20 protein-coding genes are annotated in these 25,504 nt (G+C 39.2%); 15 read left to right on the forward strand and 5 right to left on the reverse strand.

The window, feature by feature from the left end:
* Positions 1-3 precede the first annotated feature (3 nt).
* Positions 4-4,185: a sigma-54-dependent Fis family transcriptional regulator gene (locus EZ428_RS24100; RefSeq protein ID WP_205945676.1), complete on the reverse strand. Its 4,182-nt coding sequence runs from the start codon at positions 4,183-4,185 to the stop codon at positions 4-6.
* 262 nt (positions 4,186-4,447) lie between these two features.
* Between EZ428_RS24100 and EZ428_RS11745 the strand changes: the two genes are divergently transcribed.
* From EZ428_RS11745 to EZ428_RS11770, 6 genes are all read left to right on the forward strand, one after another.
* Positions 4,448-5,188, forward strand: coding sequence for an SDR family oxidoreductase (locus EZ428_RS11745; RefSeq protein ID WP_131553327.1), 741 nt, complete (start codon positions 4,448-4,450; stop codon positions 5,186-5,188).
* A 45-nt stretch (positions 5,189-5,233) separates the two neighbouring features.
* Positions 5,234-5,986, forward strand: a complete 753-nt coding sequence (locus EZ428_RS11750) for an SDR family oxidoreductase (protein ID WP_131553328.1) — start codon at positions 5,234-5,236, stop codon at positions 5,984-5,986.
* Between the two features lie 41 nt (positions 5,987-6,027).
* Positions 6,028-6,678 carry an HD domain-containing protein gene (locus EZ428_RS11755; RefSeq protein ID WP_131553329.1) on the forward strand — a complete coding sequence of 217 codons (651 nt, stop codon included), beginning with the start codon at positions 6,028-6,030 and terminating at the stop codon, positions 6,676-6,678.
* 235 nt (positions 6,679-6,913) lie between these two features.
* On the forward strand, positions 6,914-7,795 hold the full coding sequence (locus tag EZ428_RS11760) for an aldo/keto reductase (RefSeq protein WP_131553330.1): 882 nt from the start codon (positions 6,914-6,916) through the stop codon (positions 7,793-7,795).
* 11 nt (positions 7,796-7,806) lie between these two features.
* Positions 7,807-8,325 carry a nuclear transport factor 2 family protein gene (locus tag EZ428_RS11765; RefSeq protein ID WP_225871044.1) on the forward strand — a complete coding sequence of 173 codons (519 nt, stop codon included), beginning with the start codon at positions 7,807-7,809 and terminating at the stop codon, positions 8,323-8,325.
* Positions 8,326-8,353: 28 nt separating this feature from the next.
* Positions 8,354-9,190, forward strand: coding sequence for an oxidoreductase (locus EZ428_RS11770; protein WP_131553331.1), 837 nt, complete (start codon positions 8,354-8,356; stop codon positions 9,188-9,190).
* Positions 9,191-9,774: 584 nt separating this feature from the next.
* Here EZ428_RS11770 and EZ428_RS11775 read toward each other — a convergent pair.
* From EZ428_RS11775 to EZ428_RS11785, 3 genes are all read right to left on the reverse strand, one after another.
* Positions 9,775-10,029 (reverse strand): hypothetical protein, encoded by a 255-nt coding sequence (locus EZ428_RS11775; RefSeq protein WP_131553332.1) that lies wholly within the window; start codon positions 10,027-10,029, stop codon positions 9,775-9,777.
* Between the two features lie 565 nt (positions 10,030-10,594).
* The gene (locus tag EZ428_RS11780) at positions 10,595-11,125 is read right to left on the reverse strand and encodes a DUF892 family protein (RefSeq protein ID WP_131553333.1); all 531 of its coding nucleotides are present in this window, start codon (positions 11,123-11,125) and stop codon (positions 10,595-10,597) included.
* Positions 11,126-11,131: 6 nt separating this feature from the next.
* Positions 11,132-11,497 carry a response regulator transcription factor gene (locus tag EZ428_RS11785; RefSeq protein WP_131553334.1) on the reverse strand — a complete coding sequence of 122 codons (366 nt, stop codon included), beginning with the start codon at positions 11,495-11,497 and terminating at the stop codon, positions 11,132-11,134.
* Positions 11,498-12,121: 624 nt separating this feature from the next.
* On the opposite strand from EZ428_RS11785, the gene EZ428_RS11790 reads away from it, so the two are divergent.
* From EZ428_RS11790 to EZ428_RS11800, 3 genes are all read left to right on the forward strand, one after another.
* On the forward strand, positions 12,122-12,436 hold the full coding sequence (locus EZ428_RS11790; RefSeq protein ID WP_165501756.1) for a putative quinol monooxygenase: 315 nt from the start codon (positions 12,122-12,124) through the stop codon (positions 12,434-12,436).
* A gap of 462 nt (positions 12,437-12,898) precedes the next feature.
* On the forward strand, positions 12,899-13,480 hold the full coding sequence (locus tag EZ428_RS11795; protein WP_131553336.1) for a Crp/Fnr family transcriptional regulator: 582 nt from the start codon (positions 12,899-12,901) through the stop codon (positions 13,478-13,480).
* A gap of 109 nt (positions 13,481-13,589) precedes the next feature.
* Positions 13,590-14,444 (forward strand): SDR family oxidoreductase, encoded by an 855-nt coding sequence (locus EZ428_RS11800; protein ID WP_131553337.1) that lies wholly within the window; start codon positions 13,590-13,592, stop codon positions 14,442-14,444.
* Positions 14,445-14,754: 310 nt separating this feature from the next.
* Here the strand turns inward: EZ428_RS11800 and EZ428_RS11805 are convergent, their stop codons facing one another.
* Positions 14,755-15,630 (reverse strand): AraC family transcriptional regulator, encoded by an 876-nt coding sequence (locus tag EZ428_RS11805; protein WP_131553338.1) that lies wholly within the window; start codon positions 15,628-15,630, stop codon positions 14,755-14,757.
* Positions 15,631-15,725: 95 nt separating this feature from the next.
* Here EZ428_RS11805 and EZ428_RS11810 point away from each other — a divergent pair, with 95 nt between their 5' ends.
* From EZ428_RS11810 to EZ428_RS11835, 6 genes are all read left to right on the forward strand, one after another.
* Positions 15,726-16,373 (forward strand): nitrogen regulation protein NR(II), encoded by a 648-nt coding sequence (locus tag EZ428_RS11810; protein ID WP_131553339.1) that lies wholly within the window; start codon positions 15,726-15,728, stop codon positions 16,371-16,373.
* 690 nt (positions 16,374-17,063) lie between these two features.
* Positions 17,064-20,918: an AAA domain-containing protein gene (locus EZ428_RS11815; RefSeq protein ID WP_131553340.1), complete on the forward strand. Its 3,855-nt coding sequence runs from the start codon at positions 17,064-17,066 to the stop codon at positions 20,916-20,918.
* Positions 20,919-20,920: 2 nt separating this feature from the next.
* A complete protein-coding gene (locus EZ428_RS11820) occupies positions 20,921-22,285 on the forward strand; it encodes a hypothetical protein (protein ID WP_131553341.1) in 1,365 nt (454 codons plus the stop codon).
* 6 nt (positions 22,286-22,291) lie between these two features.
* Positions 22,292-23,734 carry a phospholipase D-like domain-containing protein gene (locus EZ428_RS11825; RefSeq protein WP_131553342.1) on the forward strand — a complete coding sequence of 481 codons (1,443 nt, stop codon included), beginning with the start codon at positions 22,292-22,294 and terminating at the stop codon, positions 23,732-23,734.
* Complete coding sequence (locus EZ428_RS11830) at positions 23,734-24,312, forward strand: hypothetical protein (protein WP_131553343.1); 579 nt, start codon at positions 23,734-23,736, stop codon at positions 24,310-24,312. The genes EZ428_RS11825 and EZ428_RS11830 overlap by 1 nt, the downstream gene beginning before the upstream one ends.
* Positions 24,309-25,412: a Card1-like endonuclease domain-containing protein gene (locus tag EZ428_RS11835; protein WP_131553344.1), complete on the forward strand. Its 1,104-nt coding sequence runs from the start codon at positions 24,309-24,311 to the stop codon at positions 25,410-25,412. The genes EZ428_RS11830 and EZ428_RS11835 overlap by 4 nt, the downstream gene beginning before the upstream one ends.
* The last annotated feature ends 92 nt before the right edge of the window (positions 25,413-25,504 follow it).

Here is a 25,504-nt window from a genome sequence, read left to right on the forward strand (position 1 = left end):
AGTTTAATACAGATGTTCTCGCCGGATACCCAGCCGTTTGATTTTTGAGTTTAAAGTACTCTTCGGCACGCCAAGTCGTTCTGCGGCGCCACCTTCTCCTCCTACTCGACCCCTACAATACTTAAGCATATTCAAGATATGGTCACGCTCATTTTCATCGATTGTCTTTAAGCAAGTAACTGTCTCAGATGTTAAGGGTTTATTTTTATCTCTCATTAAAGGAAGTTGAATTTCCTTAATCATGGTTCCGTTAGTTAGCAGAATACTTCTTTCAATGAGATGTTCCAATTCCCTGATATTTCCAGGCCAGGAATATTGCGTTAATTCACGCATGGCACTACTACCTATTGCATCAATTGGCTTACCAAGCTTTTTAGAGAATCGTTGCAGAAAGTGTGTAGCAAGTGAAGGAATGTCTTCCGGTCTGGATCTTAGTGGCGGAAGAGAAATCGGGAAGATATTTATTCTGTAGTACAAATCACTCCTAAACCTTCCCTCCGCCATTTCTTTTTCAAGATCCCGGTTGGTTGCTGCAATAATTCTAACGTCGACTTTAATCGTGCCCCTACCGCCAATTCGTTCAATTTCCTTCTCCTGCAGGGCCCGTAATAGTTTCACCTGCAGTTCCAGAGGTAACTCTCCAATTTCATCTAAAAACAAAGTACCCTTATCGGCCAGTTCAAATTTCCCAACTCTTCGCTCTGTGGCTCCAGTAAAGCTCCCTTTTTCATGGCCAAAGAGCTCGCTCTCAATTAAATTCGCAGGTAATGTAGCGCAATTTACCTTAATCATCAACCGGTCTTTTCTAGGAGAGTTATTATGAATTGCTCTTGCAATCAACTCCTTTCCGGTACCTGTTTCGCCAAGAATAAGAACAGTACTATCTGTTGCCTCAACTTGAGAAACCATATGAAAAGTTTTTTTCATCTCCTTACTATTGCCAATAATCTCATCGTAATTATGAGTTGTCTGGATCTCCTCCCTTAAATAAACCTTTTCTTCTTCCAATTGCTGTTTGTATTTTTCGATTACTTCTAATTGAGCGACCACTTTCTCGTTTGAGTGGATATTGGAAAGCGCAATGGCTATCTGTGAAGATATACTTTTTAAAAGTAAGGCATTTGCAGATTTATCGTAATCTTGCGGAATACTAAGCCAGAGGATACCAATATTGACTTCCCCTAATCGTACCCGCAGGCCGGTAAGTTCTATCAGGCCGATTTCCCTCCACCATTTCACATACGGGGGGACGGTCTTCCGCTCATTAAGTTCCTGAATATTGAAAGACAGTGGCTCCTGCGAATCAAGCACCAAGTTAGTAATACCATCATTTACATCACATTGCATAGTCAGAATATGATTAAACCCAGGGTGCTCGGTGAACGCATCCCTGGCATCATACAAATACATCTGGTGGTATTTCTGGTCTGCAGACAAAAGCCTAAGGCTGTAATTACCAATGACCCCAAATTTTCGCAATTCATCTGAGAATTCCTTTGCCAGTTGCTCTTTATTCCTTATTGAGGCAAGTGCGTTGCTAAAGGAGAGTAGTAATGATTTTTCATTTTCGCGTTGCCTGATTTCTGCATTGGCCATGATGTTTGAAACAGCTACGGAAATTTGATTAGCCAATCCCCCTATCAGGCTCAAGCTGCCTGAATTTAATGATTCCTTGTTTTTCAGAAACAGCATCCAGAAACCAAATACTTCACCGCCAAGTGAAAACCGTGTAATAATGGCTTGTTTTATACCGGATTCATCATTGATTTTAAGATACACTGGTAAGTCTTGAGCAGCTTTCAGCTCGTTAAAATCAAAAACAAGGGGAACGGAGCTGCTATAAACTTTATCCATTACCCCGTCATTAATCTGGAAATTGAGTTTTTTAGCATCATTATAGTCTGGATGTCCCTGGCTCATCGAAGCAGGGTCGGTAATATAAGCCTTGAAGGTCGCGTGGTCACTATTTACAATGCCGATAAGGGTATGGGTAAAGGTGAGCTGATTCTTTAACCTTGAGGTAATCACGGCAATAAGCTCATGGTGATTTCTTACGGCGGCTAAGTCTGTACTGATTGATAATAGCAGTTCCCTTTCCGAAACCCGGCTACTGATTTCCTCACTGGCAAGGATATTTGAAACAGCTACTGCGACCTGTGAGCAAACACCTTTCAATAAGCTATATTTTCTGCCATCATCTTCATTCTCAAGGAAATTAAAGAAAATGGTTCCGATGGGAGTTCCACCGACACGCAGTGCGAGACATAATAACTTTTTAAACCCGATTGCCTCCCAAAAATACACATAAGCTGGCGCATCAGCTTCAGCTGCCAATTCTGCGATGTCAAGCATAACCGGTTCGTCCGTTCTAATAACACTAGAGAATGCGCGGTCATTGATGCTGTATTTTAAATTAGTGATTTTTTCATAGTCTGCGTGATCAATAACAGCCTTACCCATGTCAATCATGAAGGCACTATGGGTTAAATGGTCATCATTGATTTTTGCAATACCGAACTGCGTAATTGAAAATATCTTTTTTATTTTTTCGTTTACAACACGGAAAAGGTCATTCCTGCTTTTCAAGGAGGCAATCTCTGTACTCAAGGATAACAGTATTGCTTTTTCCTCTTGCCTTCTTGCAATCTCTTCATTCGCCAGAATATTGGATACAGCAATAGAAATATGATAAGAGACTCCCTCGATCAGTTTTAACTCATGGTCTGAGTATACGCTTTTTCGCATAGAATTCACAAAATATGCCCCTATGATTTTATGATCGTCCTTTAGGCAGATGGCGATTTTTTCTTTAATGCCGTTATCGAATTCGAACTTGATGTAACCAGGGGCAGATTCTCTCTGGGCAAGTTCTTCTACATCCAATATTGCGAGGCCTTGGGAATGAATTACTTCACGAAGACAGCAATCATCATCAATATTCTTTTTTAAGGCATTTTTTTGATAATGCAGATAACCCGGGCTTTGTTGGCTCAGTGAAAACAGAAACGAATAGTACGTCCTGTCTTCGTTAAATACCATAATCACTATGTCATCGAAATTAAACAGCTTTCTAAGGTTGAGATTAATTGCCTGAAAAAGTTCCGTTTTATTTCGGATGAGAGCGATATGCTCACTAATCTTGAGTAATAAATTGCTTTCTCTCTCCCTCGATAAAACCGATTCGTTAGCCCGTATATTATCAATAGTAACCGAAAGCTGACTAGAAACTTTCTTAATCAGTCGAATCTGAAAATCGCTGCTAGGTAAATTGTCTACCTGGCATAAGCACCAAATACCAATTAAACGATCTCTTGTATACAAGCTTGTTATAATCACACGCTTTATCCCATTTCCGTTTAATACCTGAAAATGTTCACTCAAATCGCCGGAAGTTTGCTGATGCTGCAGATCAAATATATGTGGTTCCTTGGAAAAAATTACCTTGTTAATTAAGCTATCACTCGATGAAAATTGTGCCCTTATCGATCTGGTAAACTGAGAGCTCCGGCTCATAGAAGAACTCGTATCCTGAAGATAAGCAAATAGCGTCTTTTGATCCTCGCTAATCAGGTGTATAAAATGATCACTAAACGCAATATTCTGCTTTAGCTTACGCTGTACTAATTTCAGCAGATCCCGTGTGTCTCGTAAAGAAGCCATCTCATGGCCTAAGGAGTCGAGAATTTCATTTTCAGTTTCACGTCGAGTGAACTTGTCATAATCTGTTATCTTAGATAAGGTCTTAGCCAACCCTCCCGCAAGCGATTCCAACAATTTAATATCAATACGTTGATTGACAGCCTTATTATAAAGCATAACCAGACGGGCAATAAGTAAATTATCATCAAATAGCTTAACCTCTATCGGCTCCAAGCCTTTACAGTACGCTGGGATTAAAAAATTCTTTAAATCTTCTTCAGAAAGGCTAATATCCCCTGAATGGCAGAATACTTGTAATCCGGCAGAATAAAAAATATCTGAGAAATAATTTCTGAATCCATCCTCCCCAGCTACCTCGGTAAATATGGTAGCGTATATATAACCCGAATGTTCCCTTAACTTCTCATTAACTAAAACGTATAACTGCTGCTTAGAGCGGACATTTATCAAATCAAGAGTAAGAGATAGGAATAATTCACCATTGCTTAGCCCGGGAGCCAAATCGGCATGCCTGTTCACTTTCATTCATTAAAATTAAATCAATATAGCATAAAAAACAAATAGAGTTGTACAGTAATGGTTATCAAATTATATAAGACAGAACGCTAACGAAAAATCAAGTCGACACTTCGTCCAAGTGAAAGCCTAGAGGCGATATATCGCCTATGCTTTTGAAGAAATATTTTATTAAATAACTTTAAATCAACACGTTATATGTGTGGCATTATTTTTATAACCTTGTTTACAACCTGCATTTCAGGAAATTCAAAATTTAATTTTTACTTCAATGAAAACACTAACGGGAAAAGTAATTTTAGTAACTGGAGCCTCAAGAGGCATCGGTGCAGCTGTAGCCTTAAAACTGGCTGACGAAGGGGCTAAACTAATTATCAACTATGCGGGAAATAAGGAAGCCGCTGCCGAGATTGTGGCAAAAATCGTTTACAATGGTGGTGAGGCAATCGCATTACAGGCTGATGTAAGTAAGTCGGAAGAGGTAAAAATTCTTTTTGATCGTGGCATTGAGCATTATGGTAAAATTGACGTGTTGGTAAACAATGCCGGTATTATGATTACAAAACTGATCAAGGATACCACTGATGAAGATTTTACGCGGCAGTTTGGCATCAACGTCCGCGGCCCTTTTAACACGCTGCGTGAGGCAGCAACTAAACTGGCCGATAATGGTAGCGTCATCAACTTTTCATCAACCACAACCCGCGTAATGATGCCTACCTACGGAACTTACGTTGCATCTAAAGCCGCGGTAGAACAGTTTACCAGGATTTTTGCCAAAGAAGTAGGTGCAAGAGGGATCAACGTAAATACAGTATCTCCCGGACCAACCAATACAGAACTGTTTACCAAAGGCAAGCCCCAGGAAGTTATTGAGCGTCTGGCTTCTTTAAATCCATTTAACCGAATTGGCGAACCTGAGGATATTGCCAGAGTAGTTGCCTTTTTGGCAAGCGACGACGCTAAATGGATTAATGCGCAAAACATTGGTGCAAACGGCGGAATGGCGTAGATTATCAATTCCAGTTTTAAATTAAAATCATTAACTATAAAACCCATGAACTCATTAAAAAATAAAGTAGCCTTAATTACCGGATCCGCAAGAGGTTTAGGTAAGGCCATTGCCGAACGTTACGCAGCTTTAGGTGCCGATATCGTTATAAACTATTCTCGCGACAAAGCATCTGCCGATGACGTCGTAAGGAATATCAAAGCTATGGGCTCAAGAGTAATAGCTGTACAGGCCGATGTGAGCAAGGTAGCCGATATTGAAAGGTTATTTGCCGAAGCAAAAAAAGAATTTGGGAAAATAGATATTATAGTAGCCAATGCAGGTATTGAAATGGTAGAAACCCCGGTTGTCGATTTTACCGAGGAACAATTTGACCGCTTGTTTTCTATAAACACTAAAGGCTCATACTTCACCATGCAGCAAGCAGCAAAAACAGTAACCGATAATGGCCGCATCATCTACATCGCATCCAGCACCACCTCATTCCCAGTACCAGGAATGGCAGTGTATGGCGGCAGTAAAACCACACCACGCTATCTTGTAGACATCCTTTCAAAAGAGATTGGTCATAGAGGGGTAACAGTCAATTCTATTATCCCCTTTGCAGTAGATCACTCGGGCATATTCGCCGACCCAGATAGTTATCCAGCACTGCGGAAACAATTATTAGATAGCTGTCCGATGGGACGTTTAGCAGACGTTGAGGACGTAGCCAATGCAGCCGAATTCTTTGCGAGTGGACTTTCTTCGTTCGTGTCAGGACAGCATCTACTGGTTAACGGCGGCGCAACAAATTAATTCAAATATTTATTATCAAATATTAAAAAAAAATAATAATCATGTCAATAAACAAAGTAAAATCGCTGGCGGGAATCGTTGTTCCAGACAGTACCATTGCCAATCAAGCTACGGAATTATTGCTAGAGCACGGTACGGAATTTATCTACAATCATTCATTGCGGGTGTTCTTTTTCTCTTCTCTTAACGGTAAACGGAATAGTTTACAGTACGACCCCGAACTATTGTATGTTTGTTCCGTATTTCATGACCTGGGCTTAACCAAACATTATAGCAGCCCTGATCTTCGCTTTGAAGTAGATGGGGCCAATGCAGCCCGTGATTTTTTGAAGGGCCACGGCATAGCGCAAGACAAGCTCCAATTGGCATGGGATACAATCGCCCTCCACACTACCATCGGAATTGCCGAGCATAAAGAAGCGGAAGTTGCCTTAATGTATTCCGGTGTAGGATTAGATGTCATGGGTGAAGGTTACGAGAATCTCAGCGCAGAACATAGAGAAGATATCATAAAAGCATTTCCAAGGAATGATTTTAAGAAAAATATTATTCCGACTTTTTTCAGTGGTTTTGAGCATAAAACAGAAACAACCTTCGGTAATATTAAAGCCGATGTGTGTGCATTTATGATACCCAATTTCCATCGTAAAAATTTCTGTGATTGTATATTGCATTCACCATGGAGTGAATAAGGCTTACGGAAAATACAACAGATGATTTAAACCCACTCCTTAAGTAGAATCTAAGCAATTGAAACTTTGGTGAAGAGAAACTTTTATTGAATGTGGTTTCATTGGGTTGGTGAGGTTAAAAAAAAATAGCGTTACATGTTGACGAATGTTGAGATGAACATTAGCAGTTGATCAAATTGATATTAATTATCTATTTGATCATCATCACTTTAGCTATTGTATAAATTGATAGATTATGGAAAAGACTAAAAATCAAAAAGAAGAAAAAGAAGTAAGCAACATCGATGTTATATACACCTTCAAATTTAACAATGAATTAGAAGTAAATCGTTTAGGCTATGGAACCATGCAATTAAATGGTGCGGGCGTGTGGGGAGATTCTTCAAATCGCGATCTCGACAAACGTGTGCTCCATTCTGCAGTGGAATCTGGCGTCAATTTCATTGATACTGCTGACGCCTACGGTCCTCATACCAATGAATTGCTGGTTAAAGACGCGGTAGGTGCGTATTATGACAGCATTGTTATCGCAACCAAAGGTGGATTGGAACGAAGTGGTCCGGGTAGATGGCACGTCAACGGCAAGCCGGAGTATATAGCTCTAGCGATTGAAGGAAGTCTGAAGCGCTTGGATAAACAACGGATCCAGTTATGGCAATTGCACCGTGTTGATCCTAGAATTCCGATCGAAGAAACGCTGGCGCCCGTTGCCGATGCCGTTAGGGCTGGCAAGATCCAGTACGTGGGACTATCGGAAGTTGATATTAAAGTTATTGAACGCGCAAGAAAGATTGTGCCGATCGTGTCGGTGCAAAACCTCTATAACTTGTCTGAGCGCGGTTGGGAGCACATTGTAGACTATACCGCGAAAAATGGCATGGCGTTTATTCCATGGTTCCCACTCGCATCAGGTCCAGATAAATTGAAGGATAGGCTTGCACATATCGCAAACAAGCATAATGCCACAACTTCACAAATAGCTTTAGCTTGGCTGCTGAAACGTTCGCCAAATATCCTCCTTATTCCGGGCACTAGCTCTCTGGCTCATCTTCAGGAAAATATGGAAGCTGTACAGATAAAATTGACGGACCGGGAATTTGAAATATTATCCAAATAAAATTATAAACTATGGAAATCAAAGGTGTTTTTAGTTCTAGATATGGCAAGGTATTGGTGATCACCATGCTAAATTTCTTTTTTTTAACTACAGGCGTTTTACACGCCCAATATAAAAAATCAGCCACAATGGAAAATAAAATATTAATTCAAGAAGGCTTTAATAAATGGGCGAGTGGTACCGGTAATTTTTTTGACCTGTTAGCAGATGATATACAATGGACAATAACTGGAAGCACTCCGCTATCCAAAACATACGTAAGTAAAAAGCAATTTATGGATGAGGTAATCATTCCATTAAATGACCGTCTTTCAAAAAAAATTACACCTAAGGTTACCGGACTTTATGCTGATGGTAACATTGTAGTTGCTTTATGGGATGGCAAGGCAACCGCGGCAGATGGAAAACCTTACAATGCTAGTTATTCGTGGACCATGGAGATTAAGAACAAAAAGATAGTCAGGGTAGTAGCCTTTTTGGACGGGATCGAGTTTGCCGATATTATGAGAAGAATCCCAGACCGTAAATAGTAACATTCTAAATTTAAAGTTAAAAAAAATGAATGATCAAAAAACATGGTTTATCACAGGAGCATCTAGGGGCTTGGGATTAGAAATCACAAAGGCAGTACTGGCTTCGGGTGACAATGTAGTAGCCGGAGCAAGAAACCGGGCGCCAGAATTAGAGGAACTTAAGCATGAAAATCTATTTGTAGTAAGTCTGGATGTCACACACGAAGAACAAGTGATAGAAGCTATAGGCCAAGCGATATCAAAATTTGGTAAAATTGATGTCCTGCTGAACAATGCGGGATTCGGTTTATTAGCGGCCGTGGAAGAAGCATCAGATAAAGAGATCCGTCACATGTATGACACTAACGTGTTTGGCACTTTAAACGTGATCCGTCACACGCTGCCTCATTTACGCAATCAGCGCAGTGGGCACATTATCAATATATCTTCTGTTGGAGGTCTATCCGGGTCAGCCGGTTGGGGTTTATATAATTCGACGAAATTTGCAGTGGAAGGTTTTAGTGAAGCGCTTTCCAAAGAGCTGACCCCCTTAAATATTCATGTTACAGCAGTTGAACCTGGTTATTTCCGTACGAACTTTTTGGATGGATCTTCATTAAATACCATTTCCAATATTATTGATGACTACGAAGACACTGTGGGAAAAATGCGTTCAAGAGCGGTAATGGTTAATAAAATGCAGCCTGGTGATCCTAAAAAACTGGCTGATGCGCTGATACAAATTGTGTATAGCCAAAAACCTCCTTTGCATCTTCCTTTGGGTAAAGATGCATTAGAGAGTTACCAAACTAAAACTGCCAATTTCGCAAATGATATTGAAGCATGGAAGGATGTAATTACCGGAACTGATCACTCATCATGATTTATAAGTTTATAAAAAATCTGGTATAAGCGAATTAAAAATATACCTTTTGATAAAGAGCGGGATAGTTGTAAATAAATATTCACAGCTATATGAAGAATTTCAATCTGGAAACAAGATTACTGATTGCGAGGCTATACTCATCTAAATCTGAATTGACTATTTTCTTGGTAAATGGGTCGTTAATTAGAAATTCACTCTTGTTTTCTGGATGTTTCTTTAACTATTTGCCACACAAGAAATGTGAAGTGTCGATAAATCTAGTTTGACTTTTATGGCATACCCAGATTTTTAGATTGTAGGAAATACCATTTTTGTAATAGTGTACGAAACCTTTTTTGCCGCTTGATGCAAAACTTCCTGTTATACAAACAAAGCCCCAGTCTATGGTATAAATGGGGCCTTTTCGCGATTTTTAGAATTGAAAATCTGACCTCTGGAGCCTATTTACTTTTCTAGAAACCCCACTTGATGACCTTAAGAGAATTGCAAGGATTGATGAATATTATTTAGAATAATGGGATAATATAAATCATTTATTGAAAAACCAACAATAATTAGGTTGGATTTCATCGCGAAATCTATTAGTTATTTTCTTTAATAATGTTTTCTCGGATTTGTAAAAGATAAATACTTAACTCACCAATGTCTTGCTTTTCTTTTAACCACTCGTATTCGTAAGTTAAACTATAAGTTTTACCAAATCCATATTTGCCCATGATTGTAATGCTAATTGGTTCTCCCTCGAGATTTGCTCCGTTTCTAATAACTTCGAGATCATTTAAAGTAGTATTTAAATTGAATTCGATTAATTCCTTAATTTGGTTATATCTGATCATATAATGCTAATTTATTCTTAAAAAAAATACTAAGGGCTCGTAATTTCAACGGCTTTAACAAAACCACCTAATAACGAGTTTTGATCGTAAATAACCATTCGAGGACTTCAGAGTCAAAGGCACGAATCTTTCAGAAGAGGAAGTAGAAAAATATATTGATTTAATTTATTTCTTTTCAAATCAGGCATTTAATCTATAAAATGCTAGTAAAACTTGCAGTCCTGTCGAATTTGACAGGATCGAACCAAAAAAAGCTGAGCATATAAACTATAATCTATTCGCTAAGAAGGTGTTAGTGAAGCAACTTTGAGTTTTTTAGACGCTTTGCACAGTATGGGTGCGGACACTGGGCTCTAACCAAAAATCGGCCTCTATTTACGCTATGCAACGATTTGAAAATCAGCTGAAAAAGAAATGCCCTTCACGATATCGTGAATGGCATTGGCTCCCGAGGCTGTGTACTTTTCTAACAATCTACTGGACGATTTTACTAGAATTTCATAAATAGATGGAGATTCTTTGAAATAAAATAATGATTACATTTTAAATTTGCATCCGGAGGCAATTATTTAGATTCGGCGATAATGTATTTGCTGGCAATCAATAAAAAAAGCGTACGATCTGCCTTAGCCTCTTCGTAGTTTTCCTTTAAAAGGTTTGCGATCTGCTTGTTCTTTATCTTAACTGCAGCCATCTGGAGAATTTGGAAAGAGGCCATTTCAACACTCTCTATATTCTGTAAGTAGAAAAGTATAGACAGATCTCGAAGTTCTCTATCTTTTCCCTGTTGCTGGATAGCCGAGAAAGCATCTTCTACTAGACCAGTAAGACCTTTCGCATTGCAATCTGAATAGGTAGAATCCAAAATGGTATAGATCATTTCCATTCTGGATATTTCATTCTCCACATGATTTATGGTTTCTAAAATTGCCGATTTCAGATCAGCAAAGTGTGCCTGCTCTAATAGCTGGGGAAGTCGAGTGATCAAATGGATCTTGGCACAATAGATCTTATCTAAATGGCCAATAAAAAACGTTTTCAGCTTTTCACCATCAAAGTTGATGCGTTCGCTATCATGATTGTTTGTTTGGTGCATGTTGATTTAATATTTTATCATTTCCCTAACCTTTTCAGTCAGCCCCATAATGTCGAATGGTTTGGTAAGGTATCCATTGGCTCCACAGCTACTGGCAATCATTGCAAGATTTTTTTCTGCCGATAATAGCAAAACTGGTAAATGACTGGTCACGGTGAAAGCCTTTAATTCAGCACAAATCTGTGCCCCAGTCTTTTCACATCCGCTAATACGGACATCAAGCAGTACAATATCCGGATGCAATAAGCCTATTTCATCAGCGGACATTCCATTTCGCTTAGAAACGATATCGTAACCTTCATCCTGGAAAATAATATTGAGTATTTCCAGAATATCTGGGTCATCCTCTATAATCAGTATACGTTTGGTCATGTAGATAATAAAACGGAAACTTGCTATCAAACACGGCAAAGTCTAAATTGTTTAGTAGATTTTTTTGAGCCGCCTAATCTAATTGAATAAATTAAAGGCAATGGATTTATTTTTATCATTCCACATATAAAGGACAAATGAACCATTTGGCTGATTTTTGTCAGGATGTCCATAAGACTAAAGACTAACAAATTGATTGACAAAGACTTAATGCCCGACTGGTGAAATGCAACATTCTTCGAAAAATGATATTATTAAACGCCTCGAACCTATTTAGTTTTAAAGAAGCCTCTTGATGGCCTCACCAAAATTTCAAGAATTGATAAAGACAATTTGTGATAGTATTGATGATTATAGTGAAACAGTCTTTTTCTCCTTATGACGTTAATGTCAATATCCTCTACAAATTATGTATATAAGCAGCAATATATTGCTGAATTTACAAAAAGTATGGCAAAATTAATTGCATAGTGGAATACTAAGATCCAACAAGATCTAATTCAGCTTTCACACCATAAAATATAGTCAAATCAATTACCAACAAAACTTTGGACTCAAACGCGTTGAATTTTAATATTATATTTAATAATAAAATAAATAATCACGAACAAAAAAGCAAACTACGTGGTTCATACCACATACACGATTCATCCTGACGATAAACAGATCTTTATCGATGCGGTTAAAGAACATATTTTATTGACGAGAGAAGTTGACGGAAACGTTTATTACCATTTTTCTTGGGATATGATCGATCCATATACCTGCGTACTAGCGGAAGGATGGGTAGATCAAGAGGTTATTGACAAACAGCTTACTAGTGCAGTTTTCCAAAAAGCATTAAAAGCAGTAATGGATAACGTTCGCATTTTGGATAGACAAGGAACACTTTATACTGTTTCAGCGGAGACAGACATTATTCCAGAGGTAGCTGAGTAAGGCAATAAAGGGCAGAAATGATCTGCCTTTTTTTTCCCGCTTATAATCATTTCGTTACCACTACATTTATCCAGCCAAATCACCATATGCCGATTTAGTTTAAGAATCCACGTACAGTCAAATAATTGTTTGTCTTGTGACAGCACAGCTACCATTTTTCATTTCAAAAAATCAAGTTAAATAAATATGCGCTGAGTTATATGGTTTCAGTATTACTTATATCGTCCAAATATATTTAAGGCATTTCCCAGAAAGCAAATCGATTATCGGACACCGAGGTATAGCAATGACCAGTACCATAATCGCTGAAGAGGATTTTGTTGTAGTTAAAAGAAACAAATATAGCAGAATTGAAGCTGATATTTATGCTGTAAACGATTAATTAATATCATTATGGTAATTTGATGATTATATTTGATTTCATGTACAGGTCTTTTTTTTAACTTTGACTTTTTTTTAAGCATGTTTGAAATATTTCGAAAGTATCTAGAGGAAAAGGTGGCAATTTCAGACAGCGATTATGCCTTTATTAAATCTGTCAGTGTCATAAAACGCCTAAGGAAACATCAATTATTGCTTAATGCAGATGATAGATGGAGCTCACATGCTTTTGTTTGTGAGGGCCTGCTTCGTAAATTTAGCATAGATGAAAAAGGCTCTGAGCACACAGTTTACTTCGCTTTCGAAAACTGGTGGGTGGGGGACCGCGAAAGCCTGATGAATAATCTGCCTTCAAAATATTATATCGAGGCTATAGAGGACTCTGTAGTATTGCTTATCCATGATGAAAATTTTCAGGAGATCTTCAGGAAGGTTCCACAGATTAAGGATTTAGTTAATACGATATTGCAGAGGAGCCTAAATGCTGCACACGAACGAATCAACGCTACATTTAAATCTACTGCCGAAGAAAAGTATAAGCATTTTTTGAAATCCTCACCAAATCTTGCAAATAGGGTTCCTCTACATATGCTGGCGTCTTATCTTGGCATTACTCCCGAAACATTGAGCCGCATCCGAAAGCAGATTGCCAAGACAAAGTAATTGGTTATCGATCGGGTCTGCCTTTACTGACTTGATATTTATCAATTTTCTTTTTATCAAATGTCAAGCAGGGAGATGCAACGAATCCGGATATTTGTTTAAAAAAAACATGTCAAAAGTAATTGTAATAACAGGAACAAGTACAGGGTTCGGAAAACTTACCGCCCTGACACTTGCAGCGGATGGGCACGCAGTAATTGCGACCATGCGCAATACAGACGGCAAGAATAAGCTCGTGGCCGATAAATTATCGAATATTGATAATATTGAAGTGGTGGACATGGATGTTGCAAGTGAGCCATCCGTAACTGATGCATTTGAGTATATCTTGAAAAAATACGGCAATGTGGATGTATTGATTAATAATGCTGCGGTAACCGGCTTCGGTATTGCTGAGGCTTATTCAATCGAGAGTTATAAGAATATGTTCGATATCAATTTTTACGGACCTATCCGTGCTTATCAGGCTGTATTGCCGTCGATGAGAAGTGCAAAGCAAGGATTGGTTATCAATCTTTCAACAGGAGCTAGCGGCTTTTCCGTACCATATATGGTGCCATATATGGCATCAAAATTTGCACTAGAAACCTTTATCGAGGGTATCGATTCTGAATTACGTGATTTTGGAATTGAAAACGTCTCTATCCCATGTGGTGTGTATCCAACAGGTATGGGAGAAAAGGGTGGATTTAACGCAGATAGAGAAGAAATTACCTTAGCGTACCCTGATTTTGGACAAAGAATTGGCGATTTGGGCAAAGCTTTTTATTCGAAGGTTGAAGAGTTTAAGATGGATCCACAGACTATAGCAAACGGCATAAAATCCTTGATTGATATGGAAAAAGGGACTCGTCCGCTGAGATACCCACTAGATGCAATCGCGCAAGGAACAGATGTTGAGTTTATTACCGCAAAAAGAAAGATCAAAAGGAAATGGGCGTCTAAATATGGAATAGATATTTAATTTTTAATTTATTCTTAATGTAGGTATATCCGATAATCATCAACCTCTCCTTCATCCGGGATATATCTACATTTTTGGACATGGTTGGTTATCCGAAAAGTGTGTCTCACCCTATAATTACTTGTTGTTGGTCTTGTACGATTTCACCTCACAATAGTCTTATCTGCCAAAAACTGTAAAATTTTGGATAAAATGTTAATTATGAATGAAAAAGAAGTAATTACAAGATTTGATTGCCCTAGAAACATAAGGAGAGCCGATGGATAGTGTGGCCTAACAGAGATTTCAAACGAAAAGCAGCTATGATATTTTAAGCGAATGATTTTATAAATTCAAGCGGAGTCTTTCCAGCCTTCTTTTTGAATAAGCGAGAAAAATAAGAGACATCTAAATAACCTAATTCTTCTGCAATTTCAGAAACAGAATAAGCGGAATGGACCAATAACCGCTTAGCTTCAAGCATTAACCTATCCATAATTAAATCTGATGTTGTCTTGTTTAAATATTCCTTACAAATTCGATTCAAATGTCTTTCACTCATGAACATCATTTCTGCATATTGGCTCGGAGATTTTATCCTTTTGAAGTTTGCATCGATCAAATCTTCCAACTTTCCAATTTTAATCAGAAAATTCTGATTTTTTTTATCAATCGACGTTTTTGGCAAATATAATCGCGAAAAATCAATATATACTAAATCTAACATTACAGCAATTCTTTGAAATTTCAATAGATATTCATGCACATACTCATCGAGAATTTCAGAAAATATTTGCTCCGCTTTTTTCAAAGATTTTTCTTTCAATAAAATTAAAGGGGAATTATGCATCGAACAGAAGAAAGGATAGTCGCGAACGTTCTTAGAGGGAAAATGCAAATTAAAAAAACTCCTGGTATGGAACAAAATATATCCATCAGCGTCTTCAGACAAGTTCCAACTGTGACTTTGTCCGGGTATGATTGCAAAAACACTTCCGGGTCCTATCTGATAGTTATTAAAATCAATATTATGAGTACCAGAACCCTTTGTAAATATCGCTACAAAGAAAAAATCATGCCTATGTGGGGCTAAAACAAATTTATGCAAATTTAGATGTGTCCTTATGGAGTTGACATAAAAATCATCTTCCTTTCCTAAATAATTAAACTTTTCTATGTTGAATATTGGAAGTGATTTCTTAACCATACATTAAATATACAAAAAGTCCGATTTATCCTAAAAAAAACGTTTTTTATTATTTCATAAAAAAATAATACTGCTGTAATTTGTTAAAACAAAGAATGAAAACTTATCCAAGAAAGGAAATACAGACTTTTATTGATGCTTTGCACAAGTCAGATAAAGCATTGCAAGCCATATATGAGAGTACCAGGTCAATTCGTTTTATTATTGTACCTGATTATACAGTCTTGTTTTTTAACAAAAAAGCTCGTGATGAATTTCCTTCTGTATTTGGAATTGAAATTATAATAGGGATGAATTTTTCAAACCACTTTAAAAAGAATACTTTTATTGACAGTCTTGATCTCCATTTCCAAAAATCACTTACGGGAGAGCACATCATTACAGAAAATTTAGTTGGTTCAGGGAATAACAAACTATGGTATAAAATAGACTTCCACCCTCTTATAATTGATGGCACAACTATCGCAGTGTCAATTTCAATCAGAAATATAAACGATAAAAAAATAAAAGACCTCAGGATTAAAGAGCAAAATGCTCTTCTTAGTGACATCGTTTTCTCACTATGCCATAGCGTTAGGGGCCCTGTCGCAACGAATTTGGGCTTATTAAGTCTTTTAGACAGACAAAAGCTCTCAGAAAAAAACAAAGAAATAGTGAGATATCTTGAAATTTCCACTAAGAACTTGGATAAAATATTAACGAAAGTAGTAGGTGATATAAATAACATAAATTTAAGCGAGTAAATTTTATCCGTATTACCTTTGTTCCATAAAAAAGTAATTTTAAATTATCTCCTCCGTATATAGCACACCTTAGTGAGAGCGGCAATAAGCTTACCTATCCTAGGGAATCACATTTATGACCTATGTAACACAAAGGGAAGAGGGAACATTGTTCCTTCTTGGACTTTGTTATGATTTTTGTGGTCAGGCATTCTGGGCAGAAAGCGAAATCGGAGAGGGAACTGGGTTCTTTTTTATAATTCTGCGTAAAAAAGATAAGTGATGCTATTTGGCTGATTTTTGTCAAGAAATTTTTATAAATAAAAATAAAAAATTGATTAACAACTACTTAGCCGTTGGATGTGTGAAATGCAATATTCTCCACAAAGGGTATATAAATTCTAAGATTAAATTAAAAGCTAAGTACCGATCAGCAGGAATACTTTGAACATTTAAATCGCTTTTTATTGCTTATTGAGCCCATAATTGAAGATTTGGAGCGAAAAGGTTTCATATAAAAGTGTGTAAAAATTATCAAGATTTTCATGAAGGAGACCTTGAGAAGATTATATTAGAACAAAAAAGTTGGCAAATGTGAATTGTAGGAAAATCGATCTATATTATTGTATTTCTACAAATAACATATCTTAGATTTAAATCCTATACTTAACTTGTATAAATTTTAACACAAACTCTTTTAATTTCGCTCTCTTGAATGCCGCTGAAAACCAATCGTCTACCATAAGTCAATTTATTGAAAAATACGATCGTGGAACCGTCATAAAGGTTACGATTACGAAACTTATTCCACCTTCACAAATTATTACCAATTTCGAGGATGGCTACATAGGCCGTATGTCCATAATAGACCTAGATTGGTCGCTCGCACAGAGTGAAGTCAGTTTTGCCTCTCTTGAAATCGGTCAGGAGTTGCAGTGCGTGATTTTGGGAATGGATCACAAGCATAAACAGGTTCTGCTCAGCCGGAAAGCCGGTTTAGTTCACCCTGCCGATACGATTGCCTGGGAGAGAGTCGGCCGTGGAGACGAATATCAGGCGAGCGTCATTTACGGCATGCACAGTAATTATCTGCTCCGCACTGCAGAAGGTCATTTTGGACTTGTGCCAAGAGAACTTTGTAGTACTTGTGATAAGCACATCAGGGTCCGTTTGACGGAAAAAATAGAATATAGCAGTTTATTCAGTTTCCTGCCGGCAGAACATTTTCGTGCCATTCCAACTGATGTAAAAAACTTTAATCCCGAATTTAGTTTTATAGAACCAGAACTGGTTTCCTACGTAGCTTTTAAAAAGAGTATTCTGGGTACCAATGCAAGTGATGAAGATCATATATTGATAAAAAAAGGCTTCGATACCGATGCTAAAATTTTTTCGCAGCGTATGTCGCTTGACTGGCCGCTGTACATCCAATTTGACCGGGACAGCAATGCATTTGATTTGGATTTCAAAAGTCAGGCTTATAGCTGTTTTTTTCCGGGTTCACCTTACGATAAGGCTAACGAACAGCAATTGCTGGAAAGGCTTTCTGGCGAAAAGTATTGGATTAAGCTCAATAAATTCAAAAGTAATCGCGGGGACGGCGAATTGGTCAATGATTTTTCGCTTTACAATGAGCAAGTAAACTTTTACGGTCACATCCAGTTCGATAAAAAGAAAAAAGAAATCAAATTCAGCATCAAGAAATTTAGTATCGGTCAGGACTTTGCGGGTACAGCGGATAAGAAAAAGCAAAACACCAAGAACGGTTCATTTCAGTTTTCATCCGCAATTAACATACTTACGCCCAATGATATTGTGCCATTGGAGGTAAAGCAGGTGGAAAGTTTTGAATACATGGTATTGAAGTCGGACTGTTTTTTCAAAATCCACCAACTCAAGAAACAGTCCGGTGAAATATTGAGGCTGGAAGGGAGAACACTAACGATAATCGATAAATTTCTGGAATACCAGATGAGTTTATTAGACGAACAGCGATTCGAGAATGCCTTTGTCGATACTTATGGACAAGTGGCTAGTAAAGGAGGGGGAATTGCAATTGAAATCACTTCCGCTATAGCCGATATTCTGGACGTTGAAGATGGCAGTTTATTAAATGTCCGGCTAATCCAACCCTCGCTGCGCAACAGCCAGGAACAGGAACTGGCTCTGCTTAGCGATGCTAGGTTGAGCATCCAGGGTCCAAGATTTATCTTGACATTTTTAAAAGAAATTAAATTAAGCCTGCTGGACAACGGCTTTTACTTAGATAAGCGTGTATCTAAAAAACAGTTTCAGTTGCAACGTTCTATTATCCAGGATTTCCTAGAGAATAAGATCAAAATCGACCACATTGAGTCGATGCTGATTAAAGGTGATAAGATACATACGCCGCACTTAGCGCAGGTGACCTTCAAAAACCCCGATCTCCTTAGAACCGAGCAGGATCAGCCGGATAATAATCAGGTGTCGGCAGTTAAAAAGGCTATCGGCAATCAAAACATTTTCTTAATTCAGGGACCACCGGGAACTGGCAAGACCACTGTGATTGCCGAGATTATCCAACAGCTAACCGAGCAAGGAGAAAAAATACTGGTGGCGGGTCAGAACCACGTGGCTGTGGACAATGTACTTGAAAAAATTTCAAGAGATCCGAAGCTGAATCTGCTTCGGGTTGGTAACCCCGACAGAGTCGATCCGAATCTTTTAAAATATAGTATCGATTACCTGGCTGAGGATCATAAGGTGGATTTCAGGCGGTTTTTAACCAATCAGGTTAACCTTGCCAAACAATATTTTCAATTATTGGTTCAAGGGGTAGAGACCGAAAAAATCCGGGAGCAGTTCAAAGCTTGGGTGGAGCTGTGCGCTGAACAATATGAAAAAATGCAAGCGGTTTACCGCGAAAGACATTTTGTATTTCGCGAAACCTTGTTGATGCTAACCGCAGTGGAAATTGAAAAATCGATACGCGCACTCGAAAATTGGATTCAGTCGATCCAAAGTGAATATGAAACGCTGCTCAAACCCCTTATCTATAGCAATGTGGATGTTGTGTTTGCCACTTGTATCGGAATTAAAACCGACCAGGTATTTAAATATTCTGCATTTAAGTTTGACACAGTAATTATTGATGAGGCGGGTAAGGCTAATATCGCCGAGAGCCTGGTGGCTATTGAGCTGGGCAAAAAAGTGATTCTGGTGGGGGATCAGATGCAGTTGCCGCCTTATATGGACAGTGCACTCATTGATGAAAATGATCCGCAAAGTTTCCCCAGGTCTCGGTACGGTGGGGATTTTCAGCCCAAGGAAATTGAGCATGCGCTAAAGACCTCTTTTTTTGAATTTATCATTAACCGGATTCCAAAGCGCGAGTTTCCAAGGGAAAATCTGGAACTGCTTAATTACCAGCATCGGATGCATCCCAATATCGGGGAATTTATTTCGGAAGCCTTTTATGGTGGGAAAGTTAAAATGGGGAGTCGGACACATTTAAACCATCTAGCCCTTCCCGCCCCTTTTGATAAGGAAATTATTTTTATCGATACTTCAAATGCCCAAAATCCATATGAGCAAAATGACGGGTTTTCGGCAAAGAATAATCTGGAAGCGGAATCCATCGCGGAATCCATTTTACCGACGCTTTTCAATAACAGTGTGGCGCCGCAGTCCATTGCCGTTATTGCCCCTTATAAATCACAGGTGTCCAACATCAAGCGCTACATCAATGGCGCAGCTGCCTGCACATTTAAAAATATTGATGTGTCCACGCTGGATTCCTTCCAGGGTATGGAATATGACATCATCATTTTCAGTTTCACAAGATCGGTCGATCACAGGAAAGCACAGAAAGTGGACGGAAAAAACAAGTACAGCAAGGTTGGATTCCTAGATGATGCAAGAAGGTTAAATGTGGCCTTTAGCCGGGCGAAAAAGAAACTAATCCTTATCGGAAATGCACTGACACTGGGTGACCGTCGCTCGCATTATGACGGGCTGTTTAATTATACGCAGCTTTTCAATAATCTGATTAACCTGAGCAAAAAGGAGGAGATTGGAAATTTTGTGAATATTGCGGACTTCAAGGGAAAAGGAGTATCAAGTGCTACTTCAATGTCCCTATCCGTAGGTATGGTAACCAAGGCAATAGTTAAAGGGTTGGCGCTTATGAAAACAAGTGAATATCATTTTGGGCTCTTTGTCATGATCGGCTCGCAGCAATGTCTTGCACACAAAGCTTTTAATCCAGATTTCCAGTCATTCAATCCAGGAGATGAATTAAATGTAAAGATTCTGAAAATTGAAGAACCAGGAAACCGGATATCAGTTAAAATATTACCTCCAAGTTGGGAAGATCTGGCATCAAAGCTGGTCATCGGTCAATACCTCACCGGCGAAGTGGTCATGGTACAAAAAACCTGGCTACTAGTGAGGTTTAGCAAAGAACTTGCGGGATCTTTAAGCTTTGAACCAAACAGCCAGCCAAGCGCTTTTTCGACTGGAAAAAAGGTAGAGGTTGCAGTCGAGAAAATTGATTTTTTAAAGAAACGCATCTACTTAAAACGCTAACGATGGCCGTATTTAACATTGATATTGAACGATATTACCAGGAGATAAAGCAGCAAGGAAGAGAACTTAAGGGATTTTTTTGCATTCAGTACCCTGTTTATTGCATACATACAAATATCAGAGACATCTCCCCTGATGCGCTGGATGATATCGATCAGGTGATCTGTGATTTCCTGATGGCAAAACCGGATTTTAAGCCGAGTCAAATTGCAAGTTTGGTGGGCACCACCAAAACATTTATTGACCTTAGGCTCGCTGTTTTGGTGAAAGAAAAGTTCTTTAAAAAGAGCGGTCGGGCATATGTACCCACTGAAGAGGGTTTGGCTGTTTTCCAGGAACGGAAGAAAAAAAGGGAACACGAACGCTCCTTTGACTTTTTCATAGACGGGGTAACCCTAGAGCCTTTGCCTGCAATTTTCTATACCTACTACCGCTCGAAACTGATCAGTGAACATGACAGCTATTATCATACCAATGCCGAAGGTAAAACAAGGGTAATCAAACCTTTTAACCCTGATATCGTGCATACTCCGCCCGATATGTCCAAAATCATTAAGGGTATTTTTGATATCGATAAAGAGCAACGCGAAGCGTATTCAGTGCCCTCGGGGTTGGTGGACATCGGTGAAACGGCCTTTACCAGGCAGTCTTTTCACCTGTTGATCTCCGCAAGTACTCACGGGGATAAAATGGTGAAGGAAGTGGTGGACGGTTCGGCGTTTTTCTCGCTTTACGATGGAGACAGTTATTATGAGGCGCTGAGGAAACATGTACGCATATTTGAATCGATCCTGACAAAAAAGATACGAAACCTAGTTTTTAAAATCCAGATCCCCCCTTTCCGTGAGGACCTTCAGCTTCAACCCAAGCCTGCCTTCATTTCCAACTGGACGGAGATTGACAAGTATAAGCAGGCCGAAGAACGCTGTTTTTCTTTCAGCAGCGAAGATTTGCTTAAAGTAATTGATGAGCTCTTTCAAATTAAGGATGTTTTGCCCGAGAGTGTGGTGAATACCGAAACCTCCATTGGCATCAGTTTAACCAAAGAAATGCTGATGGGTTCTCCCGATCGCAATAAGCTGATTGAAAATCTCATTCGGGAACGGGACTACCATTTGGTCAACCGCAGTGACGGAGGTGTTTTTTTGGTATACCTGTATTACAGCAGCAAGGATGAGTTCGTGCAAAAAGTATTGCGCTTTAAAAGGCTGATCAAATTGGAGCGGCAGAACAAAAAATTTGACATGACTGATTTTCTCAGTCTTCATCCAGAGTTTTCGGGTGAACATCGGGAACTGCTCACCGCGGCCGGGGAACCGGAAATACTCGAACGGATGGATATTGCAGAATTTATGGTTAAGATTTAAAAATTTATGGAATTTTCAATTCAGCAATCCGATTGCTTTAAAACAGGGTTTTTCCTGCAAAATAAACAAAAAGCCGACTACTCACCATTTCAGGGTAATGATGAATTATTTCTAACACAGGAAGGTAATGCTTCCTTGAAAGAAGAAATCCTTAAACTTATTGACCAAGCGGAGCGTGTAATTAAAGTATGTAGCTTTATCATTACCGACCGTGAAGTTTTTCAGGTGCTGCTGGAAAAAGTAAAATCACGCCGAATAGCGGTTTTTGTGCTAACACAGCTCGATCCTACGAAACTTAAAAATACGATGGCGATGGCGAACCATGTTACCGACGAAGAACTTAGTGAAAATCCGGCGCATACTCATCTTTATCATATTAAGGCACTTTTTGACCAGGGTGCACATGTCAGGGCGGCAACAACAGCCCATGCCAAGTTTCTCCTTATAGACCGGAAGATGGGACTATTAATGAGTGCGAATTTAACGACACCATCACTAAATCTGAACACCGAAAGCGGAATATATGTGGATAATGATACGGTTGCTGAGCTCGACCGTCTATTTGATATTATTTTTCAGCACGGGACAAGGTACAGGCAATATTTTACGGCCAGTAAATCCAAAGCTTTTGTGGTTTCGAACAATGAACACGTATCTACTGACTACCTGCTGATTAATCCCAGTGGCCGTTTGCGTTATACTTATGAGCAGCATACCCATCATTTATATGAAACCATGTTGGAGTATGTCAATCAGGCGACAGAGTACGTCTATATTTCGACTTACTCAATTGTCGGCCTGGAAAAACTTCCGGCTTTTACCAGAGCCGTGGAAGCGGCGGTATCCCGCGGGGTGAGCATTTCCATTTTCTGCAGGGGCATGAATTACCGCAGTGACCATTTAAAGAATACGCTGCTGCTGGCTCAGCTGGGCTGCAAAGTGTATGGCGATGTTTATAACCACTCCAAAGGGATTATCAATGAAAATACGGGAATGATTTTCACGGCCAATATTGACGGAAACCATGGTTTGATTAATGGCTTGGAGGTGGGTTATGTGTTAAATAAGGTGCAGCGGGCTGCTTTTTTGGATTTTCACTTAACGCTCATTGGCAGCAGCCCTTATGTTTTTCATACACATCCTCAAAGGGCAGAGCTGTTTAAGACGTATGGAGATTATGAAGTCTTGAAAGGATTAAAGCCTCCTGTGTTTCCGGATGAGCTGGAAATTCACGGTATGAAAAGCATTCGTCTGGCAGAAGCGGACTTCAAAAGACATGCAATTTTTTACGCCAGACAACAACATAATAATTTCCTGGTAATTGGTCCTGCACTCTACCGTTGTCAGTACCAATCGGGAAAATTCACGATTCTTAGCAGAGAGGAATTCAGGACAGACCTAGAAAAATATATTTTAAAATTCAATAACCTTAAAATCACCTTAAACTAATGGCAGAACAAATTCCATATCTAAACGAATGGCTAGAGCTTTCCGCGGGTGGAAACTTTCAAAAAGCGCAGGAAATTTATTTCGAAAAACTCTTTGCGGTTCTCATTGAGCAGTTCAAAGCTTCCAACGGGGATATTTTGCCCAAAGGGGGGATTCTTTTTTCGGTGCTGGGCTATTCGCCGGAACCGATTATTCTCACAGCCAAGGCGATGGAGCCCGGGGTTCATATTATTTTTACGACCAATAATAAAAGTGAAGGAAGTATTTACCTGGAAAAATATCTGGAAGGCAACTATGAAATGGTGCTCCTGAAGGAAGAGACTTTCGCGGCAATTTACGGGGCGATGAAAGAGCAGCTGATGCTCAATCCTTCTTCGGAACTGGTACTGGATATCACTGGAGGCAAAAAATCAATGGTAGCTTCGGCGGCGATTTTCGGTAAGGACTATGGCTGCAAGATTGTGTATGTGGATTTTCGGGAGTACATCAAGGACCTGCGCAAGCCATTACCAGGCTCGGAAATCCTCAATATTGTTTATGACCCGTTAAGTGACCAACCTGAACTTTTTATATCATGAAACACCAGATTGCTTTAGTCGGCGGGCAGATTCTGCCTATTTTTTTAGGGGTGAAGGAATTTGAGCCTGATGTGGTTCATTTGGTTGTAACCAAAGAATCGGGTGATAAGCTTTCTTATCTGTTGCACTCGCTGGAAGGTTACCGAGTCAAGGAGTATTTTTGCGGGGCTTATGATGTATCAGGTATTACTGAAATTTGCAGGGGAATAATTGCGGGCTGCACGGCAGAAGATGGAATAACTTTTAACCTCACCGGGGGAACCAAGTTAATGCTGATTGCTGCGCAGGCGGTTCTGATTGAACATGGTCTTAAGGGTTTTTATTTAAATATCGGCAATATGTTGACGGAGATTCCCTCCTACACGCAGCGGAAGCTACAGTATCAAACAGCGACGAATGATTTTTTTAAGTTAAGCGGGCACGGGATAGCTTCTTTTCGGGTACTGGATGATTACAGTGCGGAAGATTTGGAAGTGGCCGGGGCAATTCAAACCTACTCTGGTGAGAGTAAGGAATACAGTTTGATAACGGCGCACTTTCGCGAAAATGTGAAAAGCATGAAAAAGAGTGGCCGGGAGGTTTTAGCAAACGGCATTTGCTGCGAATGGTCTCCTGGAAATCTAATTATTACCCTTAAGGACGGTAAAATAAGGGAATTTAATTCACCCCTGGTAAAAGAGCTGTTTTTTTTCGGCGGTTGGTGGGAGCTTTTGGTGGGCACTGCGATTGTCGGCTGGGATGCTACCCAGGAAATTTTGATGCAGATTGTTTTGCCTTTCAGGGCGGATATCAAACAGCCTAAAAATGAAATTGATATTTTGATAAACCGGAACAATAAGCTGATTTTTGTGGAATGTAAATCGGGGATCGTCTCGCAGGCTGATATCAATAAAATTAAATCGGTGCGGGATACTTTTGGAGGTAACGCGTCGAAGAGTATTCTGGTGAGCCAGCATCAGCCGAAGACGACTTTAATGGAAAAATGTAAAGAGCTTGGGATCGGGGTATTTTATTTGATTGGAGAAGACGGGAAGAGCGTGAAGACGTTTGAGGAATTGATTGAGGATTTGCGCAAACTGGATGGTCAGCTGGGGATTTAGTTATGTATTGGGGGTTATCCTAAAAGTGGCCACTTCTTTTTATTCAAAGTAAACAAAGTGCGCATTTGGACATAATACTGTTTTATTTAAAG

Origin of the sequence: Pedobacter frigiditerrae, assembly GCF_004331645.1 — a bacterium.
GTDB classification, from domain to species: Bacteria; Bacteroidota; Bacteroidia; order Sphingobacteriales; family Sphingobacteriaceae; genus Pedobacter; species Pedobacter frigiditerrae.

What these genes read in the sequence shown, in the direction of transcription:
- EZ428_RS11805 (WP_131553338.1), bottom strand. Translation starts at nt 15,630, where the DNA reads ATGGTTAAGAAATCACTTCCAATATTCAACATAGAAAAGTTTAATTAT.
- EZ428_RS11835 (WP_131553344.1), top strand. Translation starts at nt 24,309, where the DNA reads ATGAAACACCAGATTGCTTTAGTCGGCGGGCAGATTCTGCCTATTTTT.
- EZ428_RS11785 (WP_131553334.1), bottom strand. Translation starts at nt 11,497, where the DNA reads ATGACCAAACGTATACTGATTATAGAGGATGACCCAGATATTCTGGAA.
- EZ428_RS11770 (WP_131553331.1), top strand. Translation starts at nt 8,354, where the DNA reads ATGAATGATCAAAAAACATGGTTTATCACAGGAGCATCTAGGGGCTTG.
- EZ428_RS11825 (WP_131553342.1), top strand. Translation starts at nt 22,292, where the DNA reads ATGGAATTTTCAATTCAGCAATCCGATTGCTTTAAAACAGGGTTTTTC.
- EZ428_RS11795 (WP_131553336.1), top strand. Translation starts at nt 12,899, where the DNA reads ATGTTTGAAATATTTCGAAAGTATCTAGAGGAAAAGGTGGCAATTTCA.
- EZ428_RS11820 (WP_131553341.1), top strand. Translation starts at nt 20,921, where the DNA reads ATGGCCGTATTTAACATTGATATTGAACGATATTACCAGGAGATAAAG.
- EZ428_RS11775 (WP_131553332.1), bottom strand. Translation starts at nt 10,029, where the DNA reads ATGATCAGATATAACCAAATTAAGGAATTAATCGAATTCAATTTAAAT.
- EZ428_RS11750 (WP_131553328.1), top strand. Translation starts at nt 5,234, where the DNA reads ATGAACTCATTAAAAAATAAAGTAGCCTTAATTACCGGATCCGCAAGA.
- EZ428_RS11745 (WP_131553327.1), top strand. Translation starts at nt 4,448, where the DNA reads ATGAAAACACTAACGGGAAAAGTAATTTTAGTAACTGGAGCCTCAAGA.
- EZ428_RS11760 (WP_131553330.1), top strand. Translation starts at nt 6,914, where the DNA reads ATGGAAAAGACTAAAAATCAAAAAGAAGAAAAAGAAGTAAGCAACATC.
- EZ428_RS11800 (WP_131553337.1), top strand. Translation starts at nt 13,590, where the DNA reads ATGTCAAAAGTAATTGTAATAACAGGAACAAGTACAGGGTTCGGAAAA.
- EZ428_RS11830 (WP_131553343.1), top strand. Translation starts at nt 23,734, where the DNA reads ATGGCAGAACAAATTCCATATCTAAACGAATGGCTAGAGCTTTCCGCG.
- EZ428_RS11810 (WP_131553339.1), top strand. Translation starts at nt 15,726, where the DNA reads ATGAAAACTTATCCAAGAAAGGAAATACAGACTTTTATTGATGCTTTG.
- EZ428_RS24100 (WP_205945676.1), bottom strand. Translation starts at nt 4,185, where the DNA reads ATGAAAGTGAACAGGCATGCCGATTTGGCTCCCGGGCTAAGCAATGGT.
- EZ428_RS11780 (WP_131553333.1), bottom strand. Translation starts at nt 11,125, where the DNA reads ATGCACCAAACAAACAATCATGATAGCGAACGCATCAACTTTGATGGT.
- EZ428_RS11765 (WP_225871044.1), top strand. Translation starts at nt 7,807, where the DNA reads ATGGAAATCAAAGGTGTTTTTAGTTCTAGATATGGCAAGGTATTGGTG.
- EZ428_RS11755 (WP_131553329.1), top strand. Translation starts at nt 6,028, where the DNA reads ATGTCAATAAACAAAGTAAAATCGCTGGCGGGAATCGTTGTTCCAGAC.